Here is a 26850-nt window from a genome sequence, read left to right as displayed (position 1 = left end):
GCTGTGGTCCGACTTCCTGGCGACGTTACCCGAGCCGGGGACGGACACCGAGTACCGCAGTACCGACGCGCACATGTGTCGCCCCGGCCGCCACGGCCTGCTCCAGGTCCGCACTCATCCCTGCCGACACCATGGTTGCAGCCGGATGGGCTCGGCGCAGGTCAGTCGACAAATCCATGAGGCGCTCGAACGCCGCCTGTTCGCGTCCCGCGTACTCACCGGTGAGCGGAGCCACGGTCATCAGTCCGTCGAGCCGCAGTCCGGGCGAGCCGGCGACGAGGTCGGCCAACTCTTCGATTCCCTCGGGGGCCACGCCCCCGCGCTCCCCCCGTCCGCTCGCGTCCGCGTCGAGCGCGACCTGGATCAGACACCCCACCTCGCGCCCGGCGCGCGCCGCCTCCTTGGACAGCGCGGTGACGAGCCGTGCGCGGTCGATCGACTGCACGACATCGGCGTAACCGACCACGGAACGCACCTTGTTGGTCTGCAACTGGCCGACAAAGTGCCACTTCAGGGGCAGATCCGCACAAGCCGCCGCTTTCGGCGCGGCGTCCTGGTCGCGGTTCTCGGCGACATGGCGCACACCGAGCTCCGACAGGATCCGCACATCGCTCGCCGGGTAGGTCTTGGTGACCACGATCAGGGTCACCTCCTCCCGCCGCCGGCCCGCGGTCGCGCAGGCGCGGGCGATGCGCTCCTCCACATTCGCCAGATTCTCGGCGAGTTCGGTCTTACGGTCCGTCATTCCCCATCAGTCCAGCCAGACATAGGACGCGAGCCGCCCGGTGGTGCGGTCGCGGCGGTATGAGAAGTGGTCCCCCGACTCCAGCGTGCACACCGGCGAATGCGCCCGGTCGCACACCCCGAGCCGGTCGAGCTGCGCGTGCACTCCGGCGCTCACGTCAACCGCCGGTGTGCCCCAGCTGGTTTCAGCGTGCGCCGTCGGCTCCACCGCCGCCACCTCGGCCCGCATGGTCTCGGGTACTTCGTAGCACCGGCCGCAGACGGCCGGTCCGGTGCGGGCGGCGATCCGCTCGGGCGCGGCGCCGAGTTCGACCATGGCCCGTACGGCGGCGGGGACGACCCCCTTGACCATGCCGGGCCGGCCCGCGTGGGCCGCGGCGGCGATCCCGGCGACGGGGTCGGCGAGCAGTACCGGCACGCAGTCGGCGGTGAGGACCGCGAGGGCGAGTCCGCGCCGGGCGGTGACAAGGGCGTCGACCTCCGGCACCGGACGGGTGCCCCAGGGCTCGTCCACCACGGCCACCTCGGCGCCGTGCACCTGGTTCATCCACACCACACGGGCGGGGTCCAGGCCGAGCGACGTGGCGGCCAGTTTCCGGTTGGCCGCCACCGCCTCGGGCGTGTCGCCGACCGCGCCGCCCAGGTTCAGCTCCTCATACGGAGCGGCGCTCACCCCGCCCCACCTGTCGGTGAAGGCGAAGTGCGCGCCGCTCACGCTCTCGCGCCGACCTATCACTTCAGGAAGTCCGGGACGTCCAGTTCCTCGGCCGCGCTGTCCGAGTAGGCGGGGCGCGGCGCCGGGGTGAGCGGCGGTGCGACCGGGATGTCGGCCACCGGCTCGGGGGCCGGCTCGGGCTCCTCCTTCGGCTTCACGCTGCCGAGCGAGCCGAAGGACGGGCGGCTCTCGGACTGCCGTACCGGCGTGGGCTCCTCACGGCGGGCGGGGGCCGAAGTGGAGGCCGCGCCCAGGGTGTTCTCCCGGCGGGCCGGCGGCTGACCGCCGTCGAAGCCGGCCGCGATCACGGTGACGCGGACCTCGTCGCCGAGGGCGTCGTCGATGACCGCGCCGAAGATGATGTTGGCCTCGGGGTGGGCGGCCTCGCTGACCAGCTGGGCCGCCTCGTTGATCTCGAAGAGGCCGAGGTCGGAGCCGCCGGAGATGGAGAGCAGCACGCCCCGGGCGCCGTCGATGGACGCCTCCAGGAGCGGCGAGGAGATCGCCATCTCGGCGGCGGCCACCGCGCGGTCGTCGCCGCGGGCCGAGCCGATGCCCATGAGGGCCGAACCGGCCTCGGACATGACCGACTTCACGTCGGCGAAGTCCAGGTTGATCAGGCCCGGGGTGGTGATGAGGTCGGTGATGCCCTGGACACCGGAGAGCAGGACCTGGTCGGCGGACTTGAAGGCGTCCAGGACCGAGACCTGGCGGTCCGAGATGGACAGGAGCCGGTCGTTCGGAATGACGATGAGGGTGTCGACCTCTTCGCGCAGTTCCGCGATGCCGTCCTCGGCCTGGTTCGCGCGGCGCCGTCCCTCGAAGGTGAACGGGCGCGTGACCACGCCGATGGTGAGGGCGCCAAGCGAGCGCGCGATGTTGGCCACGACGGGTGCGCCGCCGGTGCCGGTGCCGCCGCCTTCACCGGCGGTCACGAAGACCATGTCGGCCCCCTTGAGGACCTCCTCGATCTCCTCGCGGTGGTCCTCGGCGGCCTTGCGGCCGACGGCCGGGTTGGCGCCGGCGCCGAGTCCGCGGGTGAGTTCCCTGCCGACGTCCAGCTTGACGTCGGCGTCGCTCATCAACAGCGCCTGTGCGTCGGTGTTGATGGCGATGAACTCGACACCCTTGAGACCGACCTCGATCATCCGGTTGATGGCATTGACACCACCGCCGCCGACACCGATGACCTTGATGACTGCGAGGTAGTTCTGCGGTGCTGCCACGTCGAAGGCCTCTCGCCTCGAATTACGTCGCCGCCGCGGGCGGTTGCCCGCGCCGTGACGACAGATGCCGAATGGGACGGTCCGTAGCGCCGACCCGAACCCTAAGCCTGAAGTTTAGGGTTACCAGTGTGTCTGTTCCCTGGAGTCTTCTGAACAGGACACTAAGTCGACAAGCGGCGCCCGTTCAACGAACACGCCGAACCTCCCGTTTTTCTTTTCACCCTATGTGATCAGCCATAGCGCTGCCCAACCAGGGTGCTGGCCTGCACTGATGCGCGTCAACTCGCCGATGACACAGGGGCGGTGGGAACACTGACATCGAAGTGGCGTGCGCCGGAAGCTGCTTTCATGAGTGCGGTGAGGGTCCGTGCCTTGGCGCGGCCGTTCTCCCCGCTCCCCCAGGCGACGGTGCGGCCGTCGGCCAGCTCCAGCCGGATGTCGTCGTAGGAGTGCACCTCGACGGTGCCGGTGAGGCGCCGGACGGAGCCCGGCAGTTCGCCGGCCACCAGGACCGCCTCGCGCACCAGCCGGTCGGTGCCGAAACGCCGCAGGCTCGCGGCGGCCGAGCCCGACGAGGACACGGACATCCGCAGCAGCGGAACGCCCTTGGGGGCCTGCGCGATCGTGGCGAACCGGACACCCTTGTGGTCGACTTCGACGAAATTCTTTCCTTTTCGCATCAGGAGGACCGGGGTTCGCTCGGTCACCTTCAGCTCGATGCCGTGCGGCCAGGAACGCGACACGTCGACCGTGTCAATTCGTGGCAGTTTGCGGCGCATTCGGGCCGCGATGGCATCGGTGTCGACCGACACCAAAGGCGCCCCCACCGGTACGGCGGCGGCGTCACGCACCTCGGCGGGCGTCAGCACCCGGGTGCCGGAGACCGGGACCCGGGTGACGCGCAGCCACGAGGAGCCGTACAACACCCAGACGGTACCGGCCGCTACGAGCACCACGGCCATCGCCAGGATGACGATCGTACGAAGACGTAGTCGCTTTATCCTTCGGACAAGCGGAGGGCCGGACGACTCCTGCTGGCGTTCCCCGCGTTCGCGAGTCGTCGGTCCGGCCACCCTCACTACCCTTTCGTCATACGGTCCTAACGGCGCGAGGCGATGGCCTCGTACACCATGCCGACGAGCAGCTCGTCGGCATCCCGGCGGCCGAACTCGCTTGCGGCGCGCGACATCTCGTAGAGCCGGTGCGGATCGGCGAGCACGGGCAGCACATGGTGCTGCACCCACTCGGGCGTCAGTTCCGCGTCGTCCACGAGGAGTCCGCCGCCCGCCTTGACCACCGGCTGGGCGTTCAGCCGCTGTTCACCGTTGCCGATGGGCAGCGGTACGTAGGCGGCCGGCAGTCCGACGGCGGAGAGTTCGGCGACGGTCATCGCGCCCGCGCGGCAGAGCATCATGTCGGCCGCGGCGTACGCGAGGTCCATCCGGTCCAGGTAACTTACCGGGATGTAGGGGGGCATCCCCGGCATCTGCTGCACATGCGGCAGTTCGTTCTTCGGGCCGACCGCGTGCAGGATCTGGATACCGGCCTGCTGGAGCCACGGGGCGACCTGCTGGACGACCTCGTTGAGCCGGCGCGCTCCCTGCGAGCCGCCGGAGACCAGCAGCGTGGGCAGGTTGGGGTCGAGGCCGAAGCGGTGCCGGGCCTCCGGGCGCACGGCCGCGCGGTCCAGCGTGGCGATGGAGCGGCGCAGCGGGATGCCGATGTAGCGGGAGCCGCGCAGCTTGCTGTCCGGCGTGGAGACGGCGACCTGCGCCGCGTACCGGGACCCGATCTTGTTGGCCAGGCCCGGGCGGGCGTTGGCCTCGTGGATCACGATGGGCACGCCGAGCCGCTTGGCAGCGAGGTAGGCGGGCAGCGCGACATAGCCGCCGAAGCCGGCCACGGCGTCCGCCTTGGTGCGTTCGAGGATCTGCTCGGCGGCCTTGATGGTGCCGCGCAGCCGGCCCGGGACGGTGATCAGCTCGGGGGTGGGCTTGCGTGGCAGCGGCACCGCGGGGATCAACGCCAGCTCGTAGCCGCGCTCCGGGACGAGCCGGGTCTCCAGGCCACGCTCCGTGCCCAGGGCCGTGATCCCCACGCTCGGGTCCTGCCTGCGCAGGGCGTCCGCGAGGGCGAGCGCGGGCTCGATGTGGCCGGCGGTCCCCCCACCGGCGAGTACGACATGCACCGAAATTCACCGCTCTCCGGACGAACGCGCCGCCGAGGCACGCCGTCGCATCGTGTTCCATCTCCGAGACCCCCGATCCGCTCCGGAGCCTCCCGCCCGCTTTCTACCAAAGCGAGGTTGCCGCAGCGCAAGCGCCGTCCGCGCAGCGGGGTCGTCGCGCGCGAACGCGATCAGCAGTCCGATGGCGAACATGGTCGGCAGCAGGGCGGATCCTCCGTAGGAGAACAGCGGGAGCGGGACACCGGCGATCGGCAGCAGACCGAGCACCGCACCGATGTTGATCACCGCCTGAGCGATGATCCAGGTGGTCACGCCTCCCGCGGCGTACCTCACGAAGGGGTCTTTCGTGCGTCCGGCCACGCGGATACCCGCATAGCCTAGAGCCGCGAACAGGGCGAGCACCGACAGTGTCCCCGCCAGGCCCAGTTCCTCACCGGTGACCGCGAAGATGAAGTCGGTGTGCGCTTCCGGCAGTTGACCCCATTTTTCCACACTCGCGCCGAGCCCGGAGCCGAAGAGTCCGCCGGAGGCCAGCGCGTAGATGCCGTGCACGGCCTGCCAGCAGTCGGCGCCCTGGGCCCGCGGTTCGGTGGCGCCGATGCAGGCGAGGCGGGCCATCCGGTTGGGGCTGGTCTCGATCAGGATCACCCCGATCACGACCGCGACCGAGAGCACGCCCGCGAACAGCCGGGTCGGGGCGCCCGCGAGCCACAGCAGTCCGAACAGGATCGCTGTGAGAATGATCGCGGTTCCCATGTCGCCGCCGAGCATGATCAGTCCGAGCAGCAGGAAGGCGGCCGGCACCAGCGGCACCAGCATGTGCTTCCACTGGGTCAGCAGTTTCCGCTCCTGCTTGCGGGCGATCAGGTCGGCGCCCCACAGCACCAGGGCGAGCTTGCCGAACTCGCTGGGCTGGATCTGGAAGGAGCCGCCGAGGGAGATCCAGTTCTGGTTGCCGTTGACCGACATCCCTATCCCGGGGACCTGCACCAGGGCCATCATGAAGACGGCGCCGGCGAGGATCGGGTAGGCCAGCGCCCGGTGCAGTTTCACCGGCATCCGGGAGGCCGCGAAGAGCAGGATGCCGCCGATCACCGCGGCCAGCAGCTGCTTGCGGAAGAAGTACGAGCCGGGCAGCGACATCTGGAGCGCGGTGACCTGGGAGGCCGAGTAGACCATCACCAGGCCGAGCACCGTGATCAGCATGCTGCCGCCGACGATCAGGTAATAGGCGGTCAGCGGCCGGTCCCAGGCCCGCCGGGCGCGCGTGACGAACCGCTGTACGGGGTTCTCGCGCCCGGGCCGGGGGACGACGGGACGCCGGGACGCCCGCTGCACAGGGGGCTTTCCGGTACGGCTACTGGGCATCGGCGCCTCCACTGGACGTCGGCCGCCCCTCGCGTCCCTCCCAGGATCCGCCCGGCGGGCGGCCGGGGTCAGGCGCGGAGTTCGCCGACCGCCGTCGCGAACGCGTCACCGCGCTGGTTGTAGTTGGTGAACATGTCCATGGAGGCGCAGGCCGGAGCGAGGAGCACCGTGTCGCCGGCGACCGCGAGCCGCTTGGCCTCCGTCACCGCCTGGAGCATCGCCCCAGTGTCGGTCCGGTCGAGGTCGACCACGGGTACTTCCGGGGCGTGTCGCGCGAGGGCCTCGCGGATCAGGGCCCGGTCGGCGCCGATCAGGACGACGGCGCGCAGGTGCTTCGCCGAGGCGGCGACCAGTTCGTCGAAGGTCGCGCCCTTGGCGAGGCCGCCCGCGATCCATACGATCGACTCGTACGCCGCCAACGATGCCTGCGCGGCATGGGTGTTGGTGGCCTTGGAGTCGTCCACGTAGGCCACGCCGTCGAGGTCGGCGACGTGCTCGATGCGGTGGGCGTCCGGCCTGAAGGAGCGCAGTCCGTCCCGTACGGCCTGGGCGGGCACCCCGAAGGCGCGCGCGAGGGCCGCCGCCGCGAGGGCGTTGGCGATGTTGTGCGGGGCCGGGGGACGGACGTCGGAGACCTCGGCCAGCTCCTGTGCGTTCTTCTGCCGGTTCTCCACGAAGGCGCGGTCGACCAGGATGCCGTCCACGACGCCGAGTTGGGAGGGTCCGGGGGTGCCGAGGGTGAACCCGATGGCCCGGCAGCCCTCTTCGACGTCGGCCTCGCGCACCAGGTCCTCGGTGGCCTTGTCGGCCACGTTGTAGACACAGGCGACCTGGTTGCCCGCGTAGATACGGCCCTTGTCGGCGGCGTACGCCTCCATGGAGCCGTGCCAGTCGAGGTGGTCGGGCGCGAGGTTGAGGACGGCGGCCGAGTGGGCGCGCAGCGAGGGCGCCCAGTGCAGCTGGTAGCTGGACAGCTCCACGGCGAGGACGTCGTACGTCTCCTCGCCCAGGACGACGTCCAGCAGCGAGACGCCGATGTTGCCGACGGCCGCCGTGCGCAGGCCCGCCGCCTCCAGGATGGCGGCGAGCATCCGCACGGTGGTGGTCTTGCCGTTGGTGCCGGTGACGGCCAGCCAGGGGGCCGCGTCGGGCCCCCGCAGCCGCCAGGCCAGCTCCACGTCGCCCCAGACCGGCACGCCCGCCTCGGCGGCCGCCTGGAAGAGCGGCTTGCCGGGCTGCCAGCCGGGGGTGGTGACGATCAGCTCGGTGCCCTCCGGGAGGGTCGCGCCGTCACCCAGGCGCACGGTGATGCCGAGTGCCTCCAGGGCCTCGGCCTGCTCGCGGGAGCGGGCGTCGTCGCCGTCGTTGACGACGGTGACGAGCGCGCCGCGCGCGTGCAGTGCTCTGGCCGCCGGGATACCGGAGACGCCGAGTCCCGCGACGGTGACGTGCTTGCCCTGGAAGTCGAAGGGCGCCGAGCCGGTGGTCACTTTTCCGCTGCCCATCCCGCGTAGAAGAGGCCCAGTCCGACGATCACACAGATGCCTTGGATGATCCAGAAGCGGACCACGACCAGGACCTCGGACCAGCCCTTGAGTTCGAAGTGGTGCTGGAGTGGCGCCATCCGGAAGACGCGCTTCCCGGTGAGCCGGAAGGAGCCGACCTGGATGACGACCGACATGGTGATGAGGACGAACAGGCCGCCCATGATGGCCACCAGCAGCTCCGTGCGGGAGAGGATGGCCAGGCCGGTGAGGACACCGCCGAGGGCGAGCGAGCCGGTGTCGCCCATGAAGATCTTCGCCGGGGACGTGTTCCACCACAGGAAGCCCAGGCAGGCGCCCATCAGCGCGGAGGCGACCACGGCGAGGTCGAGCGGGTCGCGCACCTCGTAGCAGGCGGCCGGGTTGGTCAGGGTCTGCGCGTTGGCGCAGGACTCCTGGTACTGCCAGACGCCGATGAACGTGTAGGCGCCGAAGACCAGGACGGAGGCGCCGGTGGCGAGGCCGTCCAGACCGTCGGTCAGGTTCACGCCGTTCGACATCGCGAGGATCATGAACAGCGCCCAGATCACGAACAGCACCGGGCCGATCGACCAGCCGAAGTCCGTGATGAACGACAGCTTGGTGGAGGCCGGGGTGTTGCCGCGGGAGTCGGGGAACATCAGCGCCAGGACGGCGAAGGAGATGCCGACGATCAGCTGGCCGGCCATCTTCGCCTTGGCGCGCAGACCCAGCGAACGCCGCTTGACGATCTTGATGTAGTCGTCCAGGAAGCCGACCAGGCCCATGCCGACCATCAGGCCGAGCACCAGCAGACCGGAGAAGGACGGCGGCTTGCCGGTGATCACCTTGGACAGGAAGTACGCGGCGACCGTGGCGAAGATGAAGGCGATACCGCCCATGGTCGGCGTACCGCGCTTGCTGAGGTGCTCCCGCGGCCCGTCGTCACGGATGAACTGGCCGTAGCCCTTGCGGGCCAGCAGCTTGATCAGCAGCGGGGTGCCGACCAGGGTGAGGAAGAGGCCAATGACACCCGAGAACAGGATCTGGTTCATCATCGGGCGGCAACCTCACCCTCGGCACCGGTCTCCAGCAGCGCCGCGGCGACACCTTCGAGCCCCACCGAACGGGACGCCTTCACGAGGACGACGTCCCCCGGGCGCAACTCGCTGCGCAACAGGTCGATCGCCGCCTGTGCGTCGGACACGTGCACCGACTCCTCACCCCACGAACCCTCGTTATATGCGCCCAGTTGCAGCCAGGAGGCCTCAATCCCCCCGACGGCGACGAGCTTGCTGACGTTGAGCCGGACGGCGAGCCGTCCGACGGCGTCGTGCTCGGCGAGCGCCTCGTCCCCCAGCTCGGCCATCTTGCCGAGCACCGCCCATGTGCGCCGTCCCCTGCCCATCGCCGCGAGTGCCCGAAGGGCGGCCCGCATGGACTCGGGGTTGGCGTTGTAGGCGTCGTTGACGATGGTCACGCCGTCCGGGCGCTCGGTGACCTCCATGCGCCAGCGGGAGAGGGAGCCCGCTCCGGAGAGCGCGGTGGCGATCTCTTCCGCGGACATGCCCAGCTCATGGGCGACGGCGGCCGCGGCGAGCGCGTTCGACACGTGATGCTCACCGTACAGGCGCATGGTCACATCAGATGCACCGGAGGGTGTGTGAAGCCTGAAGGTGGGCTGTCCGGTGTCCGTGAGTCGTACATTCTCGGCACGTACGTCCGCTTCGGCCGACTCTCCGAAAAGAATCACCTTCGCCTTGGTACGCGGTGCCATGGCGCGCACCAGCGGATCGTCGGCGTTGAGCACGGCCGCGCCGTCCTCGGGCAGCCCCTCGATGATCTCGCCCTTGGCCTGGGCGATCTGCTCGCGGCCGCCGAACTCGCCGATGTGGGCGGTGCCGACGTTGAGGACGACACCGATCCGCGGCGGGGTGAGGCCGGTGAGGTAGCGGATGTGGCCGATGCCGCGGGCGCCCATCTCCAGGACCAGGAAACGGGTTTCCTCGGTCGCGGTGAGGGCGGTCAGCGGCAGCCCGATCTCGTTGTTGAACGAGCCAGGTGTGAACACCGTCGGCGCCTTGCCGCTCAGCACCTGGGCGATGAGGTCCTTGGTGCTGGTCTTGCCGGCCGAGCCGGTCAGGGCGACGAGGGTCGCGCCGAGCCGGGCGACGACGTGCCGGGCGAGGGCGCCGAGGGCGTTCTGGACGTCCTCGACCACGATCGCGGGCACGCCGACGGGGCGCGACGCCAGTACGGCGACCGCGCCCGCCTCGACGACCTGCGGCGCGAAGTCGTGGCCGTCCACCCGCTCGCCGACGAATGCGGCGAACAGGCTGCCGGGCACCACTTCCCGGGAGTCCCGGACGACCGGTCCGGTGACCTGCACGGACGGATCCGGTATGTCGTGCGTCTGCCCGCCGACGACAGCTGCGATCTCGGCGAGGGAGAGGGCGATCACAAGTTCATCCCTGGGTCTTCTGGATAGCTTCGCGAAGCACCTGGCGGTCGTCGAAGGGACGGACCACACCGGCGATGTCCTGGCCCTGCTCATGGCCCTTGCCCGCGACCAGCACGGTGTCGCCGGCCTGGGCGCGGCCCACGGCGGCGGCGATGGCGGCGGCCCGCTCCTCGAAGAGGAGCACCTCGCCGCGCTCGTGCGCGGGCACGGAGGCCGCGCCCTGGAGCATGGTCGCGAGGATCGCGAGCGGGTCCTCGGAGCGGGGGTTGTCCGACGTCAGTACGGCCGTGTCGGCGAGCCGGGCCGCGGCGGCGCCCATCGGGGCGCGCTTGGTCTGGTCGCGGTCGCCGCCGCAGCCCAGGACGATGTGCAGCCGGCCCTTGGTGACCTTGCGCAGCGCCTTGAGCACCGACTCGACCGCGTCGGTCTTGTGGGCGTAGTCCACGACGGCGAGGTAGGGCTGTCCGGCGTCGACGCGCTCCAGGCGGCCGGGGACGCCCGGGACGGCGGCGATGCCGTCGGCGGCGGTCTGCGCGTCCAGGCCGGCTGCGGCGAGGGCGACGACGGCGGCGAGGGTGTTCGCCACGTTGAAGGGGCCGGCCAGCGGCGACCTGGCCCGCACCCGCTCGCCGTTCGGGCCGAGGACGGTGAACGTCGAGTCCAGCGGGCCGACCTGGACGTGCTCGGCGCGCCAGTCGGCGTCCGGGTGGCCCTCGGCGGAGAAGGTGACGACGGGGACGGTGGCCTCGGCGGCGAGGCGGCGGCCGTATTCGTCGTCCACGTTGACGACGCCGAGTTTGCTGCGTTTCGGCGTGAAGAGCTGAGCCTTGGCCCGGAAGTAGTCCTCCATGTCGGAGTGGAACTCCATGTGTTCCGGGCTGAGGTTGGTGAAGACCGCGATGTCGAAGACGCAGCCGTCGACCCGGCCGAGGACCAGGGCGTGGCTGGAGACCTCCATGGCGACCGCCTCGACGCCGCGTTCGCGCATGACGGCGAACAGGGCCTGGAGGTCGGTGGCTTCGGGGGTGGTGCGCTCGGACTTGATGCGCTCGTCGCCGATGCGCATCTCGACGGTGCCGATCAGCCCGGTGGCCTTCGCGGTCCGCAGGCCGCCCTCGACCAGGTAGGCCGTGGTGGTCTTGCCTGAGGTGCCGGTGATGCCGATCTGGAGCAGGTCGCGCCCGGGGTGGCCGTAGATGGTGGTGGCCAGTTCACCCATCCGGGCCCGCGGGTCGGGCACCACCAGGACCGGCAGTCCGGTCGCGGCGGCGCGCTCGGCGCCGGTCGGATCGGTGAGCACGGCGGTCGCGCCGAGGCCGGCGGCCTGGGTGACGAAGTCGGCGCCGTGCAGGCGGGCACCCGGGAGGGCGGCGTACAGATCGCCGGGGCGGACGGCGCGCGAGTCGTGGGTGATCCCGGTGATCTCGGCGGTGGCGTCCGGGGCGGCGGCACCCAGCTGATCGGCCAGCTCCGCGAGGGGTGTGGCGGAGACGTGGACCGGTCGCGGCGGTCCCGGATATGTCACGGAAGCGCCCTTCTGGGTGGTTTGGGACTGATCAGCGTGTGGCACGGCGGTGAGCGTACCGGGCGTACCCGCCTCGGAGCGAAGCGAGGGCTCGGGGGGCCGGTGATTCCCGGGTCCTGGGGTGATCGTTGTCACTGGCTGGATCCTGTGCTTTCGGTGCTGGTCAGGGCTTGTAGGAGACCGGCAGGTTCGCGGGCGGCGCGCCGGTGGGCGGGACCTGGAGGGTCTTCAGGGCGAACTCCATGACCTTCTTGTAGATGGGCCCGCAGATCTGGCCGCCGAAGTAGCCGCCCGAGGTGGCGTTCTGGATGGCGCAGTAGACCGTGATGCGGGGCTTGTCCGCGGGGGCGAAGCCGGCGAAGGACGAGGTGTAGCCGCGGTATTTGCCGGTGGCCGGATCCACTCGGTTGGCGGTGCCGGTCTTACCGGCGACGTTGTAGCCGGGGATCCGCGCGGAGATGCCGGTGCCCTGTTCGTCGTCGACCACGGACTCCAGCATCTCGGCGACCGACTTGGCGGTCTTCGCGCTGACGACCCTGGTCTCCTCGGGCTTGGCCGCGGGGGTGAACCGGCCGTCGGGTCCCTTGGTGCCGCGGATCAGGCTCGGCTGGATGCGGACGCCGCCGTTGGCGATGGTCGAGTACACGGACGCGGCCTGGAGGGCGTTGATGGAGAAGCCCTGGCCGAAAGGGATCGTGTACTGCTGCGAGGTGGACCACTTCTGCGGCGGCGCCAGGATGCCCGGGGTCTCGCCCGGGAAGTGCAGCCCGGTGTAGCCGCCGATGCCGAACTTGCGCAGATAGGAGTAGAGGACCTTGTTGGCCTGCGGCTGGGTCCTGCCGAGCTGGCCGGTGGCGAGGATGGTGCCGATGTTGCTGGACTTGGCGAGCACGCCGTTGAGCGTGAGGTCCCAGGTGGCGTGGTCGATGTCGTCCTGGAAGAGCCGGTCGCCGCGGTGCAGCCGGTTGGGTACGACGACATGGGTGAGCGGGGTCGCCGCGTTCTCCTGGAGGACGGCGGCCATGGACATCACCTTGGCGGTGGAACCGGGCTCGTAGGCGTCCTGGACGGCCGCGTTGCCGAGGGCGTCCGGGTCCGCCTTGGAGAGGTCGTTGGGGTCAAACCCCGGGGCGTCGGCCATGGCGAGGATCTGGCCGGTGCGGGTGTCCTGGACGACGACGTAGCCGCGGTCGGCCTTGGACTTCTTCACCTGCTCGGTGATGGCGTTCTGGGCCGCCCACTGGATGTCGCGGTCGATGGTCAGCTCGACGTCGGAGCCGGGCACGGCGGGTGTCTCGGCGGAGCCCGCGGTGGGCACCTCGCGGCCGCCGGACTGGGCGTAGCGGATCTTGCCGTTCTTCCCGACGAGCTGCTTCTCCAGCATCTGCTCGATGCCGCCGCCGCCCTGGCCGTCGGCGTTCACCCAGCCCAGTATCCCGGCGGCGAGGTCGCCGTTGGGGTACACGCGCTGGCTGCTGGGATCGGCGAAGACCCCGGCCAGGACGTTGGCGGTGGCGGTCTTCTGGGCGAGGGCCGACTTCAGGTCCTTGATCTGCTTCCAGACCTGGGGTGTCTGCCGGGTGGCGAGCCGCGCGTAGCGGGAGTTCTTGTCGGCGGGCCGCAACTTCTTGACCAGGGCGGCCTGGTCCTGGCCGAGGATCGGCGCGAGGAGGGCGGCGGCCCGCTCGGGTCCGTCGGCGATCTTCAGCTGCTTGGCGCTGAACATCGTCGGGTCGGCCGTGATGTCGTAGGCGTCCTCGCTGACGGCGAGGGCCACGCCGTTGCGGTCGGTGATACCGCCGCGCTCGGCGGCCAGCGTATGGACGACGTACCGGTTGACCTCGGCCTTGGCCGCGTATGCGCTGGCCTCCACGGCCTGCACCTGGAGCAGTCGTACGACGAAGACGGCCAGCACCAGGCCGAGGGCGAGGCCCACCAGGCGCAGCCGGGGCCGGGGGCTGCCGAGCCGCAGCGGGCGCTGGGCGGGCACCCGGCCGGTGCTCGGGCGCCGGGCCGGGCGGGCGCCGGGCCCTGGCCGCCGGCGTACGGCGCCCTGCGGCCGGGACGGCTTCGCGGGGCGGGGCACGCGGCGGCGCGGGGGTTCCCTGTCGGACACTTCCGTCACCTGCCGGGGGTCGGGGTGGGAGCGGACTGGGGGGTGGTGGAGGCGGCCGGGGCCGCGGCGGAGGTGCCTCCGAACGGCGCGGGACGCTGCGCCCCGGTCACCGGGGTGGGGGTGGCCGGGAGGCCGGGCGGCGGGGTGAGGTCCAGGGCCTCGGGGGCGGGCGGGCCCTCCAGGACCGCCGCCTCGGGGGTGGCGGCGCCGGGTACGCCCTTGACCGTGCCGTCCGGGTCGAGGAAGGCGGGGTCGCCGCCGGGGACCATGCCGAGTTCATGGGCCCGGCGCTCCAGCGCGTCGGGGGCCGAGTAGGCGTCGATGGTCCGCTGGAGGGCCTGTTCCTCGTCGGTGAGGTTCTGGGTGCGCTTCTGGAGGTCGGCGAGTTTGAACGAGCCCTCGCTCAGAGCGGAGTTCAGCACCAGCAGCCCGATGAGGCCGCCGCCGAGGAGCAGGACGACAAGGAGGACGAACGGGGTGCGGGCGGCCTTGGCGCGGCCGGCCGGGAAGAGCCGGGCGAGCCGCGCGGCCCGCCCCTTCAGTTCGGGTTTCCTAGGCACCGCTCCCCCAGTGAGTTCCGAGGACCGAGGTCCCGGAGACCAGCCCACCCGTCCGGCTCACTCGGCGTCCTCCCTGATGCGCTCGGCACCCCGCAGCCTGGCGGGGGCGGCCCGGCGGTTCTCGGCGATCTCTTCCTCGGTGGGAAGTTCGGCACCGCGGGTGAGCAGCTTGAGCCGCGGCTGGTAGCGCTCGGGCACCACCGGCAGTCCGGGCGGCGCGGTGTTCGCCGCTCCCGCCGCGAACACCTGCTTGACCAGCCGGTCCTCCAGCGAGTGGTACGACAGCACGGCGACCCGGCCGCCGACGGCGAGGGCCTTCACGGCCGCCGGGATCGCCCGTTCCAGGACCGACAGTTCGCCGTTGACCTCGATGCGCAGCGCCTGGAAGGTGCGCTTGGCCGGGTTGCCCCCGGTGCGCTTGGCGGCCTGCGGCAGCGCGTCACGGATCAGCTCCACCAGGCGGGCGCTGTTGCTGAACGGCTCCTTCTCGCGCTCGCGCACGATCGCCCCGACGATCCGTTTGGCCTGCTTCTCCTCGCCGTACGCGCGCAGGATGCGCACCAGTTCGCCCGCCGGGTAGGTGTTGAGGACCTCGGCGGCGCTCATGCCGGTCGTCTGGTCCATGCGCATGTCGAGCGGCGCGTCCTGGGCGTAGGCGAAGCCGCGGTCGGCCTCGTCCAGTTGCATGGAGGACACGCCGAGGTCGAACAGGACGCCCTGGACACGCGGGACGCGCAGCCGCTCCAGGACCTCGGGCAGTTCGTCGTAGACGGCGTGCACCAGGGTGGCCCGCTCACCGAAGGGCGCGAGGCGCTCCCCCGACAGACGCAGCGCCTCCTTGTCCCGGTCGAGGCCGATCAGGCGGGCCTCGGGGAACCGGTCCAGCAGTGCCTCGCTGTGCCCGCCGAGGCCCAGGGTGCAGTCGACGACCACCGCTCCCGGGCGCTCCAGGGCGGGTGCCAGCAGGTCCAGGCACCGCTGGAGCATCACCGGGACGTGTCGACTCTGGCTCAAGGGGGCCTCTCATTCCGGCGAGGCGCCGTGCGCACCGCGGGCCCCCGCCAGCTCGTGAACAGGGCCGCGGCCGGCGCCGGAAGCGTCAGCCGACCGGGGAGCGGGAGGAGGCCGAGCCGTACGTACGCGCCGCGCACGCGGGGAGACGGGTCCGGGCGGGTGCCGGGTCTCCGGGGGTTTCACCAGCAGGGAGAAGCACGCCTCCCGCTTCGCGTCACTTTAGTCCACGGTGTCTCACGGTCAATCAACCGGCCTGCGCGTCGCGCACCGCCTCCGCACGGACGCCGTCTTTCGAACAGATTCACCCTTCCGGCCCTGGTTTGCCGTCCGTATGGGGTAGCTCACAACAAGCCACGATGACGCTCTTTGTCCGCTCTCACGGCAGGCCGCGTCCACGAGTGACCAGTAACGTCATGAGTATGTCGACTTCCGCAGCAGTTCCCACTGGATCCGAAGGCGCCATAAGTAGCGGTGGCGCTGTGACCGACCGCCTGGTGGAGGCCAACCAGCGGTACGCCGCCGAGTTCACCGATCCCGGCATGGACGCCCGTCCCGTGCTCAAGGTCGCCGTCGTGGCGTGCATGGACGCCCGTCTCGACCTGCACGCCGCCCTCGGCCTCGAACTGGGTGACTGTCACACCATCCGCAACGCGGGCGGGGTCGTCACCGACGACGTCATCCGCTCCCTGACCATCAGCCAGCGGGCGCTGGGCACCCGCAGCGTGGTGCTCATCCACCACACCGGCTGCGGCATGGAGACCATCACCGAGGAGTTCCGGCACGACCTGGAGATGGAGGTCGGCCAGCGCCCGGCGTGGGCGGTGGAGTCCTTCCGTGACGTCGACCAGGACGTACGGCAGTCGATGCAGCGGGTGCGGACCTCGCCGTTCCTGCTGAGCACCTCGGACGTGCGCGGCTTCGTCTTCGACGTGCGCACCGGCGCGCTGCGCGAGGTGGACCCGGCCTGACCGGCGCCCCGGCGGCCCGGGGCACTTTCCGTCCGACTTCCGCCCCCGAGGCAATCCCCACCGAAACGTACCGAAAGCCTGGCCCAAAGGTCCGTACGACCGACATCGTGCGGGCAGTTGTCCACAGGCGGTGACACGAATCGGTAACGGCAGCGAGAATACGGTGTGCGACATCGCGCGGAACCATTTCCGCGTGGTGTCCGTGTTTCGGGGTGGGCCGGCCGTGATCAAGCGTGCCGGCCCGGGAAGAACGGGCCGAGGAGGGCCGGGTGACGACCTATGACGGTCGAGAGAACCTCAGCGATCTGAGTGCCACCGTGGAACGGGTACGCGGCTCGGTGGAAGGCGTGATCGAGGGCAAGCCCGAGGTCGTACGGCTCGCGCTGACCGTGCTGCTCGCCGAGGGCCATCTGCTGATCGAGGACGTCCCCGGTGTGGGCAAGACGATGCTCGCCAAGGCGCTGGCGCGGTCCATCGACTGCTCGGTGCGGCGCATCCAGTTCACGCCCGACCTGCTGCCCTCGGACATCACCGGTGTCTCCATCTGGGACCAGCAGCGCCGCGACTTCGAGTTCAAGCCGGGCGCGGTCTTCGCGCAGATCGTGATCGGCGACGAGATCAACCGCGCCTCGCCCAAGACCCAGTCGGCGCTGCTGGAGTCCATGGAGGAGCGCCAGGTCACCATCGACGGACAGTCCTATGCACTGCCCAGTCCTTTCATGGTGGTGGCCACCCAGAACCCGGTCGAGATGGAGGGCACCTACCCGCTGCCCGAGGCCCAGCGCGACCGCTTCATGGCCCGTGTCTCCGTCGGCTACCCCAGCGTGGAGGCCGAGCTCCAGATGCTGGACGTGCACGGCGGGGCCAACCCGCTGGACGACCTCCAGCCGGTGGCGCACGCCCACGAGATCGTGAAGCTGATCGACGCGGTGCGCGGGGTCCATGTCGCCGAACCGGTGCGCCGGTACGCGGTGGAGCTGGTCGCCGCCACCCGCGTCCATCCCGATCTCAGACTCGGCGCCTCCCCGCGTGCCACCCTGCATCTGCTGCGCGCCGCGAAGGCGTCCGCCGCCCTGGCCGGCCGGGAGTACACACTGCCGGACGACGTCCAGGAACTCGCCGTGGCCGTCCTCGCGCACCGGCTGCTGCCCACCGCCCAGGCCCAGCTCAACCGCCGCAGCGCGGAGCAGGTGGTGCAGGAGATCCTCCAGCGCACCCCGGTGCCCGCGGCCCCCGGCACGCGCGGCGGGCTCGACGGCATCGGCCGCGCCGTGCCCGCCTATCCCCAGCAGCCCCCGCGGGGTCTGTGATGAGCGCCGGGGGGACGGAGCGGGCAGTCGGCGAACGCCCGGAGGCGGGCGGGATCCGTACCGCGCTGGCCGGTCTGACCACCCGCGGCCGCTCCTTCCTGGCGGCCGGGATCGCCGCCGCGATCTGCGCCTATGTGCTGGGCCAGAGCGAACTGCTGCGCGTCGGCCTGCTGCTGGCCGCGCTGCCGCTGACCTGCGCGACCGTGCTCTACCGCACCCGCTACCGGGTCTCCGGCACCCGGGCGCTGTCCCCCGCGCGCGTCCCCGCCGGCGGCGAGGCCCGGGTCCGGCTGCGGATGGACAACGTCTCCCGGCTGCCCACCGGTCTGCTGATGCTCCAGGACCGGGTGCCCTATGTGCTCGGGCCCCGGCCCCGGTTCGTGCTGGACCGGATGGAGCCGGGCGGCCGGCGCGAGGTGTCCTACCGGGTCCGCTCGGACCTGCGCGGCCGCTATCCGCTCGGCCCGCTCCAGCTGCGCCTCACCGACCCCTTCGGGATGTGCGAACTGACCCGCTCCTTCGCGGAGTCCGACACCCTCACCGTCATCCCCCGGGTGACCCCGCTGGCCCCGGCCAGGTTCGCCGGCGAGGCCAAGGGCTACGGCGACGGACACCGGCGCGCACTGGCCCTCGCGGGCGAGGACGACGTGATCCCGCGCGGCTACCGGTACGGCGATGATCTGCGCCGTGTGCACTGGCGCTCCACCGCGCGCTACGGCGAGCTGATGGTGCGCCGCGAGGAACAGCCACGGCGCGCCCGCTGCACCGTCCTGCTGGACACCCGCGGCGGCGCCTACGAGGGCGCGGGCCCCGACTCGGCCTTCGAATGGGCCGTCTCCGGCGCCGCCTCCACCCTGGTGCACCTGCTCGAACGGGGCTTCTCGGTACGGCTGCTGACGGACACCGGCAGCGCGGTGCCCGGCGAGAGCGCCGACGGCTTCGCGGGCGGCGGCCAGGAGGCCGCGGACGCGGCCGGGCTGATCCTGGACACCCTCGCGGTGATCGACCACTCCGGCGGCGAGGACCTCTCCCGGGCCCATGACGCGCTGCGCGGCGGCGGCGAGGGCCTGCTGATCGCCTTCCTCGGCGACCTGGACGAGGAGCAGGCCACCACGGTCGCCGGGATGAACCGGCGCGGCGGCGGCGCCGTCGCCTTCGTCCTGGATCCGGCCGTCTGGACCCGCGACCCGGCCGAGCCCCCGCGCCCCGAGGACCCGCGCCCGGACCGGCTGCACCTGCTGCGCGACGCGGGCTGGACGGTGGTCGGTGTGCCGCGCGGCGCCGCCCTCGACGAGCTGTGGCACCGGGCGGACCGTGAGCGCTCGGGCCTGGCCGCGGTGGCCGGGGAGGCACGGGCATGAGCGGGCGGGCGCGCTTGGCGCTGTGCGCGGCGGCGGCCACCTTGATGGCCTCGTGCGCGCTGCTGCCGCTGGTGAACGGACCGTCCTGGCTGCTGGAGCTGGTGCCGCTGGTGGTCGTGCAGAGCGGGGTGGGCGCGGCGGCCCGGCGGGTGCCGCTCGGCCGGCCGCTGACCGTGCTGGTGCAGGCGGTGACCACGCTGCTGCTGCTCACCCTGGTCTTCGCCCGCGGGCACGCGATCGCCGGGGTGATCCCGGGCCCCGACACCTTCTCGTACCTCGCCGAACTGCTGCGGCAGGGCGCGCAGGACGTGAGCCAGTACGCCATACCGGCACCGCTGACCGACGGCATCCGGCTGATGCTGATCGGCGGTGTGCTGCTGATCGGCCTGCTGGTGGACACCCTCGCGGTGACCTTCCGCAGCGCCGCGCCCGCCGGGCTGCCGCTGCTCGCGCTGTACTCGGTGGCCGCCGGGCTGTCCCAGGGCGGCCCGGACTGGCTGTGGTTCCTGGTGGCGGCGGGCGGCTATCTGATGCTGCTGCTCGCCGAGGGCCGGGACCGGCTCGCCCAGTGGGGCCGCGTCTTCGGCGCACCGCCCCGCGCCCAGGGCGGCGCCCCGGACGGGGGCACGGCCGCCCCGGTGCGCACCGGGCGGCGGATCGGCGCGGTCGCCCTCGGGGTGGCCCTGCTGGTGCCGCTGGTGCTGCCCGCGATGCAGGGCGGTCTGCTGGCCGCGGACGGCGCCGGGGCCGGCGCGGGTCCGGGCCGCGGCGGCACCATCTCCGCGGTCAACCCGCTGGTGTCGCTGCGCGACAGCCTGAACACCACCGACGACCGCACAGTGCTGTCCGTGCGCACCAGCAGCCCCGACCTCTCGGACCTGTATCTGCGCATCGTCTCCCTGGACGACTTCGACGGCACCACCTGGAAGCCGGCGCAGCGGCACATCGTGGGCGTGCCGAACACCTTCCCGGCGCCGTCCGGGCTGAGCCCTGACGTCCGGCGGGACACCCAGCGAACCACCGTCACGGCGGCGGACTGGTACGCGCAGGACTGGCTGCCGATGCCCTATCCGCCGAGCAAGGTGCAGATCGGCGGCAGCTGGCGGTACGAACCCGTCGGCATGACGCTGGTGGGCGACCACGGCCAGACCACGCGCGGCAAGACGTACCAGGTGACCAGCCTGGACGTGCGGCCGACCGCGGGCGAGCTGGCGACCGCGCCGGAGCCGCCGGCCGCGCTGCGGCGCGAGTACACCAAGGTGCCGGGCACGCTGCCGAAGGTGGTGGCGCGGACCGCCCGGGAGGTCACGGCGGGCGCGAAGAACCACTACGAGGAGGCCGTACGGCTCCAGGACTGGTTCTCCACCGACGGCGGCTTCCAGTACGACACCCAGGTGGCGGTCGGCAGCGGTCCGGACGCCATCGCGAGCTTCCTGAAGAAGAAGCAGGGGTTCTGCGTCCACTTCTCCTTCGCGATGGCGGCGATGGCGCGCACCCTCGGCATTCCGGCCCGGGTCGCGGTGGGCTTCGCGCCCGGCACCCCGCAGGCGGACGGTTCGGTGGCGGTGAGCCTGAAGGACGCGCACGCCTGGCCCGAACTGTACTTCCAGGGCGTGGGCTGGACGCGGTTCGAGCCGACGCCGACGCGGGGCGTGGTGCCGTCGTACACCCAGTCGGTGACGTCCGGCACCTCGCAGCCGGATCAGTCGCTGCCGTCCAAGAACGGCTCGTCGAAGCCGTCGGCGGCCCCGTCGGCCGGTGCGGACTGCGCGGGCGGTCCGGGGGCGTGTGACACGCCGTCGGCGGCGGCGGTCCCGGCCGGGGGCGGCAGCGGTCCGGGCCCTTGGTGGTTCGCGCTGACCGCGCTGGCCGTCCTGGTGGTGCTGGCCGTTCCGCTCGCGCCGCTGCTGTGGCGGACGCGGGTGCGGTCGGTACGGCTCGGTGAGCATGCCCGCACTGACGCGGGGGCGGCGGCGCACACACTGGCCGCGTGGCAGGAGCTGACCGACAGCGCGTGGGACCTGGGCATCCTGCCGGACGAGTCGCTGACCCCGCGGGGCGCGGCCGACCGGATCATCCGCCTGGGCCGCCTCGACGGGTCGGCCGGCGCCGCGGTCCGCCGCGTCGCCGGCGCCTTGGAGCAGGTCCTGTACGCCCCCCGGCCGCATCCCGCCCCGGGCGTGGCCGACGACGTACGCCAGGTCGCGGCGGCCCTCTACGGCACCGCCCCCCGCAAGGCCCGTCTGCGGGCCCGCCTCCTGCCCCGCTCGGCGGTCCGTGCCCTGTGGGCGGTCTCGGCCCGCTGGTCGACGCTCCGCACCCGGGCGACGGCGGCCCGGCCGTCGCTACGACGCCCGCGCCCCTCGGAGCGTTAGCCGGACGCGCGCCCCTCGCCCCGCGAGGGGCGCGGGGAACCGCGCGACCGGCCACCACGGCGGGACACCCGACGACGGCGAGGCGGCGGCGAAGCTGGAGGCAAAGCCCGAGGGGTGACCACCGGTCCCGGTGGTCACCCCTCGGAAAAGCTCAGATCAAGAACGGCCGAACCAGCGGAGCGCTACCGTCCCTGTTCGTCCCGCCGTCTTTGCCACCGCTCCTCGATGCGATCCATCATGGACCGCTTGGCCCGCACCGGGCGCCTTACCGCGCCCGCGGGTTGTTCCCCGGGCTTGGGCGCCTTGCGCCAGCCCGTGACCGCGAGCACCGCGCAGCCGAGCATGACGAGGAAACCTACGACGCTGATCCAGATCAGCTGGGCGACCATTCCGGCCATGAGGAGCGCGATACCGACGAGAAAGCCCGCGACCGCCTGGTAGACCCGCCGCCGGGTGTACGTACGCAGCCCGCTTCCCTCAAGCGCTGACGCGAACTTGGGATCTTCGGCGTACAGCGCTCGCTCCATTTGCTCGAGCATGCGCTGCTCGTGCTCCGAGAGCGGCACGGAGTCCTCCTCATCGTGCGGTCGCCGGGGCGACCCGGGGGGTCCCTTCAGGATAGGCAGGGAATCGCCCCCGTGAAACCCGCCCCTCTGCGCCAATTGACCAACCGGGGTCCCGCCATGGCCGTCCCGGCTCGCCGATGCTTCCATTCCCCGGCGGCCGACCCGTCATGCCGGGTGGTGTACCTCGATCATACGGCGCAAACCCCACGATCGGGGGGCTTGTGCTGTACTCCATCCGCCGCCGATGCCCTGATCAGCGGCGGGTCGGCCGTGTGCTCAGACCTCGGTGGCGCCCGGCGTCTCGCCGAGCACATGCAGCTGGGTGGCCACGGAGTGGAACGCGGGCAGCTCGGCCGCGGCGGCCTCCAGCCGCAGCAGCGCGTCCAGCGCGGCGGGCTCGGTGTCCACCAGGACGCCGGGCACCAGGTCGGCGAAGACCCGCACGCCGTGCACCGCGCCGACCCGCAGGCCCGCGTCCTCGACCAGCGCGGTCAGCTGCTCGGCGGTGAAGCGGCGCGGCATCGGGTCGCCGGGGCCCCAGCGGCCGTCGGGGTCCTGGAGGGCCTGCCGGGCGTCGGTGAAGTGGCCGGCGAGGGCGCGGGCGAGCACGGCGCCGCCGAGGCCCGCGGCCAGCACGCTGAGGACGCCCTCGGGGCGCAGGGCCGCGACCGCGTTGCGCATGCCCTCGGCCGGGTCGTCCACGTACTCCAGGACGCCGTGGCACAGCACCGCGTCGTAGCCGCCGCGCTCGACCACGTCGAACAGGCCGTGGGCGTCGCCCTGGACGCCCTTGACCCGGTCGGCGACGCCGGCCTCGGCGGCGCGGCGCTCCAGCGCGAACAGCGCGTTGGGGCTGGGGTCGACCACGGTCACCCGGTGGCCGGCCCGGGCGAGGGGCACCGCGAAGTTGCCGCTGCCGCCGCCGGTGTCGAGGACGTCCAGCGCGTCCCGTCCCGTCGCCTTGACCCGCCGGTCGAGGGCGTCCTGGAGGACCTCCGAGACCACGGCGGTACGCAGCGAGGCGCGGGTGCCGGAACGGTCGGAGCGCAGCGAGGCCGTATGCGAGTGGGGAGGGGAGACGGGCGGGCGCATCGGGTCCGGCACGGCAGTTGGCTCCTCGGCAGGGCTGGACGTCTTTCAGGCGTCTCCACCCTATTGCCTTCGGCGCTCTGCCTGGTCATCGCGGGGGTCGCGGCCGTGTCCGTCTCGCTCGGCGGACGCCGGGCACACCACCCGTGGTCAGCCCGCATCCGACAGGTCACCGCGGGCCCCCGGCGGCGCCGGGCTCCTCGGCGTCCGGGCGGGGCCGGGGCAGGACCGGCTGGAGGACGAGCATCCGCTCCACGAGGCGCAGGAACATCGCCACGTCCCGTATCAGGTCGTCGGCGTCCCGCCTGCTCGCGGCGCCCTGGATGCCGGCCTCGGCGCGGGCCCGGCGGGCGGCGCCGGAGGCGAAGAGGGCGCTCCACTCGGTCAGTTCGGGGGCGATCTCGGGCAGGACCTCCCAGGCGCTGCGGATCCGGGCGCGGCGGCGCGGGGAGGTCTCGGGGCGGCCGCGGGCGGCGAGCACGGCGGCGGCGGTGCGCAGGGCGGCGAGGTGGGCCGTCGCATAGCGCTCGTTCGGCGTTCGGAGGGCGAGGGCCTCCGAGAGGCCGGCGTGGGCCTGGGCGAGCAGGTCGAGGGCGGCGGGCGGGGCCGTGGCGTGCCGGAGCACGGGGTGCACATCGCTCGCCGGGCCGGTCGCGGAGGGGGTGGCGCGGGTCAGTGAGGGGGCAGGGCCGAGGGCGCGGCGCCGGGATGCGGCGGCTGCGGAGGAGTGGGCCATGACGAACCTCCTGTCGTCTGGGTGACGGCACGGATGCCGTATGTGCCCATCGTGAGGTATGCCACTGACAATCCGATCCGACCTGGGCTTTTGCCTCAGGAGAAGGTCGGGCATAGTTTTGTACTGACCAGTCAGTTCAAATTACCCAACCGCAGGGGGGCTTGTGGACGGCGCGCACGTCACGGCCGAGGGCCTCGGGCTCAAGGGACCACGGGGGTGGGCCTTTCGGGGCGTCACCCTCGACGCGGAACCCGGCTCGCTGATCGCGATCGAGGGACCGTCCGGCTCCGGCCGTACGTGTCTGCTGCTCGCGCTCACCGGTCGGATGAAGTGCAGTGAGGGAGTAGCCACCATCGGCGGATCCACACTTCCCCGGCACCTGGCGGCCGTGCGCCGCTTCAGCGCGCTCGCCGATGTGGCCGGGGTGACGGATCTGGAACCCGCCCTGACCGTCGGCGAGCACCTGCGCGAACGCGCCCTGCTCCAGCACCGGTTCGGCGACTCCCTGCGCGAGCTGCTGCACCCGCGGGCCGGCCGTTCGCACGAGGCGCGGCTGCGCGTGGACGAGGCGCTCGCCGCGGCGGGGCTCGACCTGGAGACGCTGCCCAAGGGCTCCCGGACGGCCGTACGCGATCTGAAGCGGGTGCAGGAGCTGCGTCTGTCCGTCGCCCTGGCGCTCATCGGCCGGCCCCGGCTGCTGGGCGTGGACGACCTCGACACCAAGCTGTCGGAGGCCGAACTCGCCGAGGTGTGGGACCTGTTGCGCTCACTGGCGGACGCGGGCACCACGGTCCTCGCGGTGTGCCGTACCGCCCCCGAGGGCTGTGTCACCGTGTCCACGGTCCGTACCGACGAGGACGCCCCGAGCCCCCGGACCGAGAGCCGTACCGAGGAGGACGCCGATGCGCTCGCCTAGGCTCGCCGCCCTCGAACTGCGGCGCTTCGGACGGGGCAGGCTCCCGCGCGCCGCCCTCGTCGCCCTGCTCGTGCTGCCGCTGCTCTACGGCGGCCTGTACCTGTGGTCCTTCTGGAACCCGTACGGCCGCCTGGACCGCATCCCCGTGGCGCTGGTCAACGACGACAAGGGCGCCACGGCGGGCGGCAAAAAGATCACCGCGGGCGACGACCTCGTGTCGGGGCTGCGCGACAGCAAGACCTTCGACTGGCACGAGGTCAGCGACGCCGAGGCCCGCGAGGGCGTGGAGGACGGCACGTACTACCTGTCGCTCACCATGCCGACGGACTTCAGCGAGCGCATCGCCTCCAGCTCCGGCGACGACCCGGAGACCGGCGCCCTGCGGGTGCGTACCAACGACGCGAACAACTACATCGTCGGGCAGATATCCCGCACGGTCTTCAACGAGGTGCGCTCGGCCGCGTCCAGCAAGGCGTCGCGGTCATTCCTGGACAAGATCTTCATCTCGTTCTCCGGCATCCACGACAAGACGGTCACGGCCGCCAAGGGCGCCGACAAGCTGAACACCGGCCTGGGGAAGGCCGAGAAGGGGTCCAAGGACCTCGCCGACGGGCTCGTGGACGCCAAGAGCGGCAGCGGAAAACTCGCCAAGGGCGTCAAGAAGCTGCACACCGGCTCCGGAGACCTCCAGGAGGGCTCCCGGCAGGTCGCCGACGGCACCCAGGCGCTCGCCGACAAGGTGGACGGCGTCTACGCCCAGGCGGGCCCGTTCCTGAAGGACAACGAGAAGACCATCGGGGACACCGCCGGCCTGGTCGCCGACTCGGCCAAGACGGTCCAGGACAACCTCGACGTCCTGGTGAAGCACGCGCCCCAGGCCGCGAAGGCCGCGCATCTGTCCGCCACCGTCCTCGCGGACGTCTACAAGGACCGCTGCGAGAGCGCCACCGTCCCCGACCCGGCCTGCCCGCAGCTCCAGAAGGCGAAGCAGGCCGCCGCGGACGTGTCCGGCGTCGCCGACGACCTGAACACCCTGATCGCCGACCAGAACGGCGATCTGACGACCATGCGGGACAACCTGGGCACCCTCCAGAAGCAGGCGACCGCCCTCCAGAAGAGCGCGCCCCACCTCTCCGAGGACGTCAGCGACGCCGTCAAGAAGATCGACAAGCTGAACGCCGGCGCGCAGCAGGTCGCCGCCGGCGCCAAGAAGCTGCACACCGGGCTGACCACCGCCGACACGGGCGCCACCACCCTGGACGCGGGCATCGGCACCGCCAAGACCGGCGCCCAGACCCTCGACGGGGGCCTGTACAAGCTGACCGACGGCTCCGGGAAGCTCGCCGGCGGGCTGCACGACGGCGCCAAGAAGATCCCCGACTACGACAAGCACGACCGCGACCGGCGCACCGGCGTCATGGCCGACCCGGTCCAGCTGGCCTCCCACGATCTGCACCAGGCGCCCAACTACGGCACCGGGTTCGCCCCGTACTTCATCCCGCTGTCCCTGTGGGTGGGCGCGATGGTGGCCTACATGCTGATCGCACCGCTCAACCGGCGTGCCCTGGCGGCCGGTTCACCGGCGTGGCGGATCGCGCTCGCCGGCTGGCTGCCGGTGGTCGCGCTGGGCGTCCTCCAGGTGGGCGCGCTGATGGCCGTACTGCACTGGGCGATCGGGCTCCAGATGCTCCGGGCGGCCGGCACCATCGGTTTCCTGTTCCTGGTCACCGCGTGCTTCGCGGCGATCGTGCAGTGGCTCAACGCCCGCTTCGGCGCGGCCGGCCGGATCCTGGTCCTCGCCCTGCTGATGCTCCAGCTGACCTCGGCGGGCGGCACCTATCCGGTGCAGACCAGCCCGGGCTTCTTCAACGCCATCCACCCGTATCTGCCGATGAGTTACGTCGTGTCGGCGCTGCGCCGGCTGATCACCGGCGGCGGGCTCGGCCCGGTGTGGCAGGCGTGCGCGGTGCTGACCGCGTTCACCGTGGGCGCCCTCGCGCTGACCGCGCTCGCGGCCCGCAAGCGGCAGGTGTGGACGCTGGACCGGCTGCACCCGGAGCTGAGCCTGTGAGCCCCGGACCGACCCGGCCGGCCCGGGTACCTGTGAGAA

Annotated in this window: 22 protein-coding genes; 6 read left to right on the top strand and 16 right to left on the bottom strand. The window is 72.0% G+C overall.

Annotation, left to right across the window (positions count from 1 at the left end; translation table 11 throughout):
• Positions 1 to 25: 25 nt before the first annotated feature.
• The 13 genes from HEP81_RS28305 to rsmH form a co-directional block, all read right to left on the bottom strand.
• The gene (locus tag HEP81_RS28305) at positions 26 to 745 is read right to left on the bottom strand and encodes a YggS family pyridoxal phosphate-dependent enzyme (RefSeq protein WP_037653101.1); all 720 of its coding nucleotides are present in this window, start codon (positions 743 to 745) and stop codon (positions 26 to 28) included.
• Positions 746 to 751: 6 nt separating this feature from the next.
• The gene (pgeF, locus tag HEP81_RS28300) at positions 752 to 1480 is read right to left on the bottom strand and encodes a peptidoglycan editing factor PgeF (protein ID WP_037653100.1); all 729 of its coding nucleotides are present in this window, start codon (positions 1478 to 1480) and stop codon (positions 752 to 754) included.
• On the bottom strand, positions 1477 to 2685 hold the full coding sequence (gene ftsZ, locus HEP81_RS28295; protein WP_037653098.1) for a cell division protein FtsZ: 1209 nt from the start codon (positions 2683 to 2685) through the stop codon (positions 1477 to 1479). Before ftsZ ends, pgeF begins: the two co-directional genes overlap by 4 nt.
• 278 nt (positions 2686 to 2963) lie before the next feature.
• Positions 2964 to 3758, bottom strand: coding sequence for a cell division protein FtsQ/DivIB (locus HEP81_RS28290; protein WP_037653263.1), 795 nt, complete (start codon positions 3756 to 3758; stop codon positions 2964 to 2966).
• Between the two features lie 26 nt (positions 3759 to 3784).
• Entirely contained in the window at positions 3785 to 4873 is a 1089-nt protein-coding gene (murG, locus tag HEP81_RS28285; RefSeq protein ID WP_037653096.1) for an undecaprenyldiphospho-muramoylpentapeptide beta-N-acetylglucosaminyltransferase, read from the bottom strand.
• Between the two features lie 6 nt (positions 4874 to 4879).
• Positions 4880 to 6241, bottom strand: coding sequence for a putative lipid II flippase FtsW (gene ftsW, locus HEP81_RS28280; protein ID WP_037653095.1), 1362 nt, complete (start codon positions 6239 to 6241; stop codon positions 4880 to 4882).
• A gap of 68 nt (positions 6242 to 6309) precedes the next feature.
• Positions 6310 to 7746: a UDP-N-acetylmuramoyl-L-alanine--D-glutamate ligase gene (gene murD, locus HEP81_RS28275; RefSeq protein WP_172636991.1), complete on the bottom strand. Its 1437-nt coding sequence runs from the start codon at positions 7744 to 7746 to the stop codon at positions 6310 to 6312.
• Positions 7728 to 8801 (bottom strand): phospho-N-acetylmuramoyl-pentapeptide-transferase, encoded by a 1074-nt coding sequence (gene mraY / locus HEP81_RS28270; protein WP_037653090.1) that lies wholly within the window; start codon positions 8799 to 8801, stop codon positions 7728 to 7730. Before mraY ends, murD begins: the two co-directional genes overlap by 19 nt.
• Positions 8798 to 10204, bottom strand: a complete 1407-nt coding sequence (locus HEP81_RS28265; RefSeq protein WP_037653088.1) for a UDP-N-acetylmuramoyl-tripeptide--D-alanyl-D-alanine ligase — start codon at positions 10202 to 10204, stop codon at positions 8798 to 8800. The genes mraY and HEP81_RS28265 overlap by 4 nt, the downstream gene beginning before the upstream one ends.
• 4 nt (positions 10205 to 10208) lie before the next feature.
• Positions 10209 to 11729 (bottom strand): UDP-N-acetylmuramoyl-L-alanyl-D-glutamate--2,6-diaminopimelate ligase, encoded by a 1521-nt coding sequence (locus HEP81_RS28260; protein WP_037653086.1) that lies wholly within the window; start codon positions 11727 to 11729, stop codon positions 10209 to 10211.
• A 163-nt stretch (positions 11730 to 11892) separates the two neighbouring features.
• On the bottom strand, positions 11893 to 13845 hold the full coding sequence (locus HEP81_RS28255; protein WP_274599505.1) for a peptidoglycan D,D-transpeptidase FtsI family protein: 1953 nt from the start codon (positions 13843 to 13845) through the stop codon (positions 11893 to 11895).
• A gap of 5 nt (positions 13846 to 13850) precedes the next feature.
• Positions 13851 to 14405 carry a cell division protein FtsL gene (ftsL, locus tag HEP81_RS28250; protein ID WP_037653081.1) on the bottom strand — a complete coding sequence of 185 codons (555 nt, stop codon included), beginning with the start codon at positions 14403 to 14405 and terminating at the stop codon, positions 13851 to 13853.
• A 57-nt stretch (positions 14406 to 14462) separates the two neighbouring features.
• Positions 14463 to 15419: a 16S rRNA (cytosine(1402)-N(4))-methyltransferase RsmH gene (rsmH, locus tag HEP81_RS28245; RefSeq protein WP_078967214.1), complete on the bottom strand. Its 957-nt coding sequence runs from the start codon at positions 15417 to 15419 to the stop codon at positions 14463 to 14465.
• A 419-nt stretch (positions 15420 to 15838) separates the two neighbouring features.
• Between rsmH and HEP81_RS28240 the strand changes: the two genes are divergently transcribed.
• From HEP81_RS28240 to HEP81_RS28225, 4 genes are all read left to right on the top strand, one after another.
• A complete protein-coding gene (locus HEP81_RS28240) occupies positions 15839 to 16387 on the top strand; it encodes a beta-class carbonic anhydrase (protein ID WP_037653080.1) in 549 nt (182 codons plus the stop codon).
• Positions 16388 to 16656: 269 nt separating this feature from the next.
• The gene (locus tag HEP81_RS28235; protein WP_037653078.1) at positions 16657 to 17697 is read left to right on the top strand and encodes an AAA family ATPase; all 1041 of its coding nucleotides are present in this window, start codon (positions 16657 to 16659) and stop codon (positions 17695 to 17697) included.
• On the top strand, positions 17697 to 19058 hold the full coding sequence (locus HEP81_RS28230; RefSeq protein WP_037653076.1) for a DUF58 domain-containing protein: 1362 nt from the start codon (positions 17697 to 17699) through the stop codon (positions 19056 to 19058). The genes HEP81_RS28235 and HEP81_RS28230 overlap by 1 nt, the downstream gene beginning before the upstream one ends.
• Positions 19055 to 21433 carry a transglutaminase TgpA family protein gene (locus HEP81_RS28225; protein ID WP_037653073.1) on the top strand — a complete coding sequence of 793 codons (2379 nt, stop codon included), beginning with the start codon at positions 19055 to 19057 and terminating at the stop codon, positions 21431 to 21433. Before HEP81_RS28230 ends, HEP81_RS28225 begins: the two co-directional genes overlap by 4 nt.
• A gap of 182 nt (positions 21434 to 21615) precedes the next feature.
• On the opposite strand, the gene HEP81_RS28220 is transcribed toward HEP81_RS28225, so the two are convergent.
• The 3 genes from HEP81_RS28220 to HEP81_RS28210 all read right to left on the bottom strand — a co-directional run bounded on the left by HEP81_RS28220 (position 21616) and on the right by HEP81_RS28210 (position 23824).
• Positions 21616 to 21999 carry a DUF3040 domain-containing protein gene (locus HEP81_RS28220; RefSeq protein ID WP_037653071.1) on the bottom strand — a complete coding sequence of 128 codons (384 nt, stop codon included), beginning with the start codon at positions 21997 to 21999 and terminating at the stop codon, positions 21616 to 21618.
• A 276-nt stretch (positions 22000 to 22275) separates the two neighbouring features.
• Positions 22276 to 23103, bottom strand: coding sequence for a class I SAM-dependent methyltransferase (locus tag HEP81_RS28215; RefSeq protein ID WP_037653070.1), 828 nt, complete (start codon positions 23101 to 23103; stop codon positions 22276 to 22278).
• 154 nt (positions 23104 to 23257) lie between these two features.
• Complete coding sequence (locus HEP81_RS28210; protein ID WP_037653068.1) at positions 23258 to 23824, bottom strand: SAV_6107 family HEPN domain-containing protein; 567 nt, start codon at positions 23822 to 23824, stop codon at positions 23258 to 23260.
• Between the two features lie 163 nt (positions 23825 to 23987).
• Here HEP81_RS28210 and HEP81_RS28205 point away from each other — a divergent pair, with 163 nt between their 5' ends.
• A complete protein-coding gene (locus HEP81_RS28205) occupies positions 23988 to 24740 on the top strand; it encodes an ATP-binding cassette domain-containing protein (protein WP_037653065.1) in 753 nt (250 codons plus the stop codon).
• Positions 24727 to 26811: a YhgE/Pip domain-containing protein gene (locus tag HEP81_RS28200; RefSeq protein WP_190276042.1), complete on the top strand. Its 2085-nt coding sequence runs from the start codon at positions 24727 to 24729 to the stop codon at positions 26809 to 26811. Before HEP81_RS28205 ends, HEP81_RS28200 begins: the two co-directional genes overlap by 14 nt.
• Positions 26812 to 26850: the final 39 nt, after the last annotated feature.

It is taken from the genome of Streptomyces griseofuscus, assembly GCF_014673495.1.
In the GTDB taxonomy this organism is placed as follows: Bacteria; Actinomycetota; Actinomycetes; order Streptomycetales; family Streptomycetaceae; genus Streptomyces; species Streptomyces murinus.
Note: the sequence above shows the minus strand (reverse complement) of the source record. Positions and strands in the feature narration are given on the sequence as shown.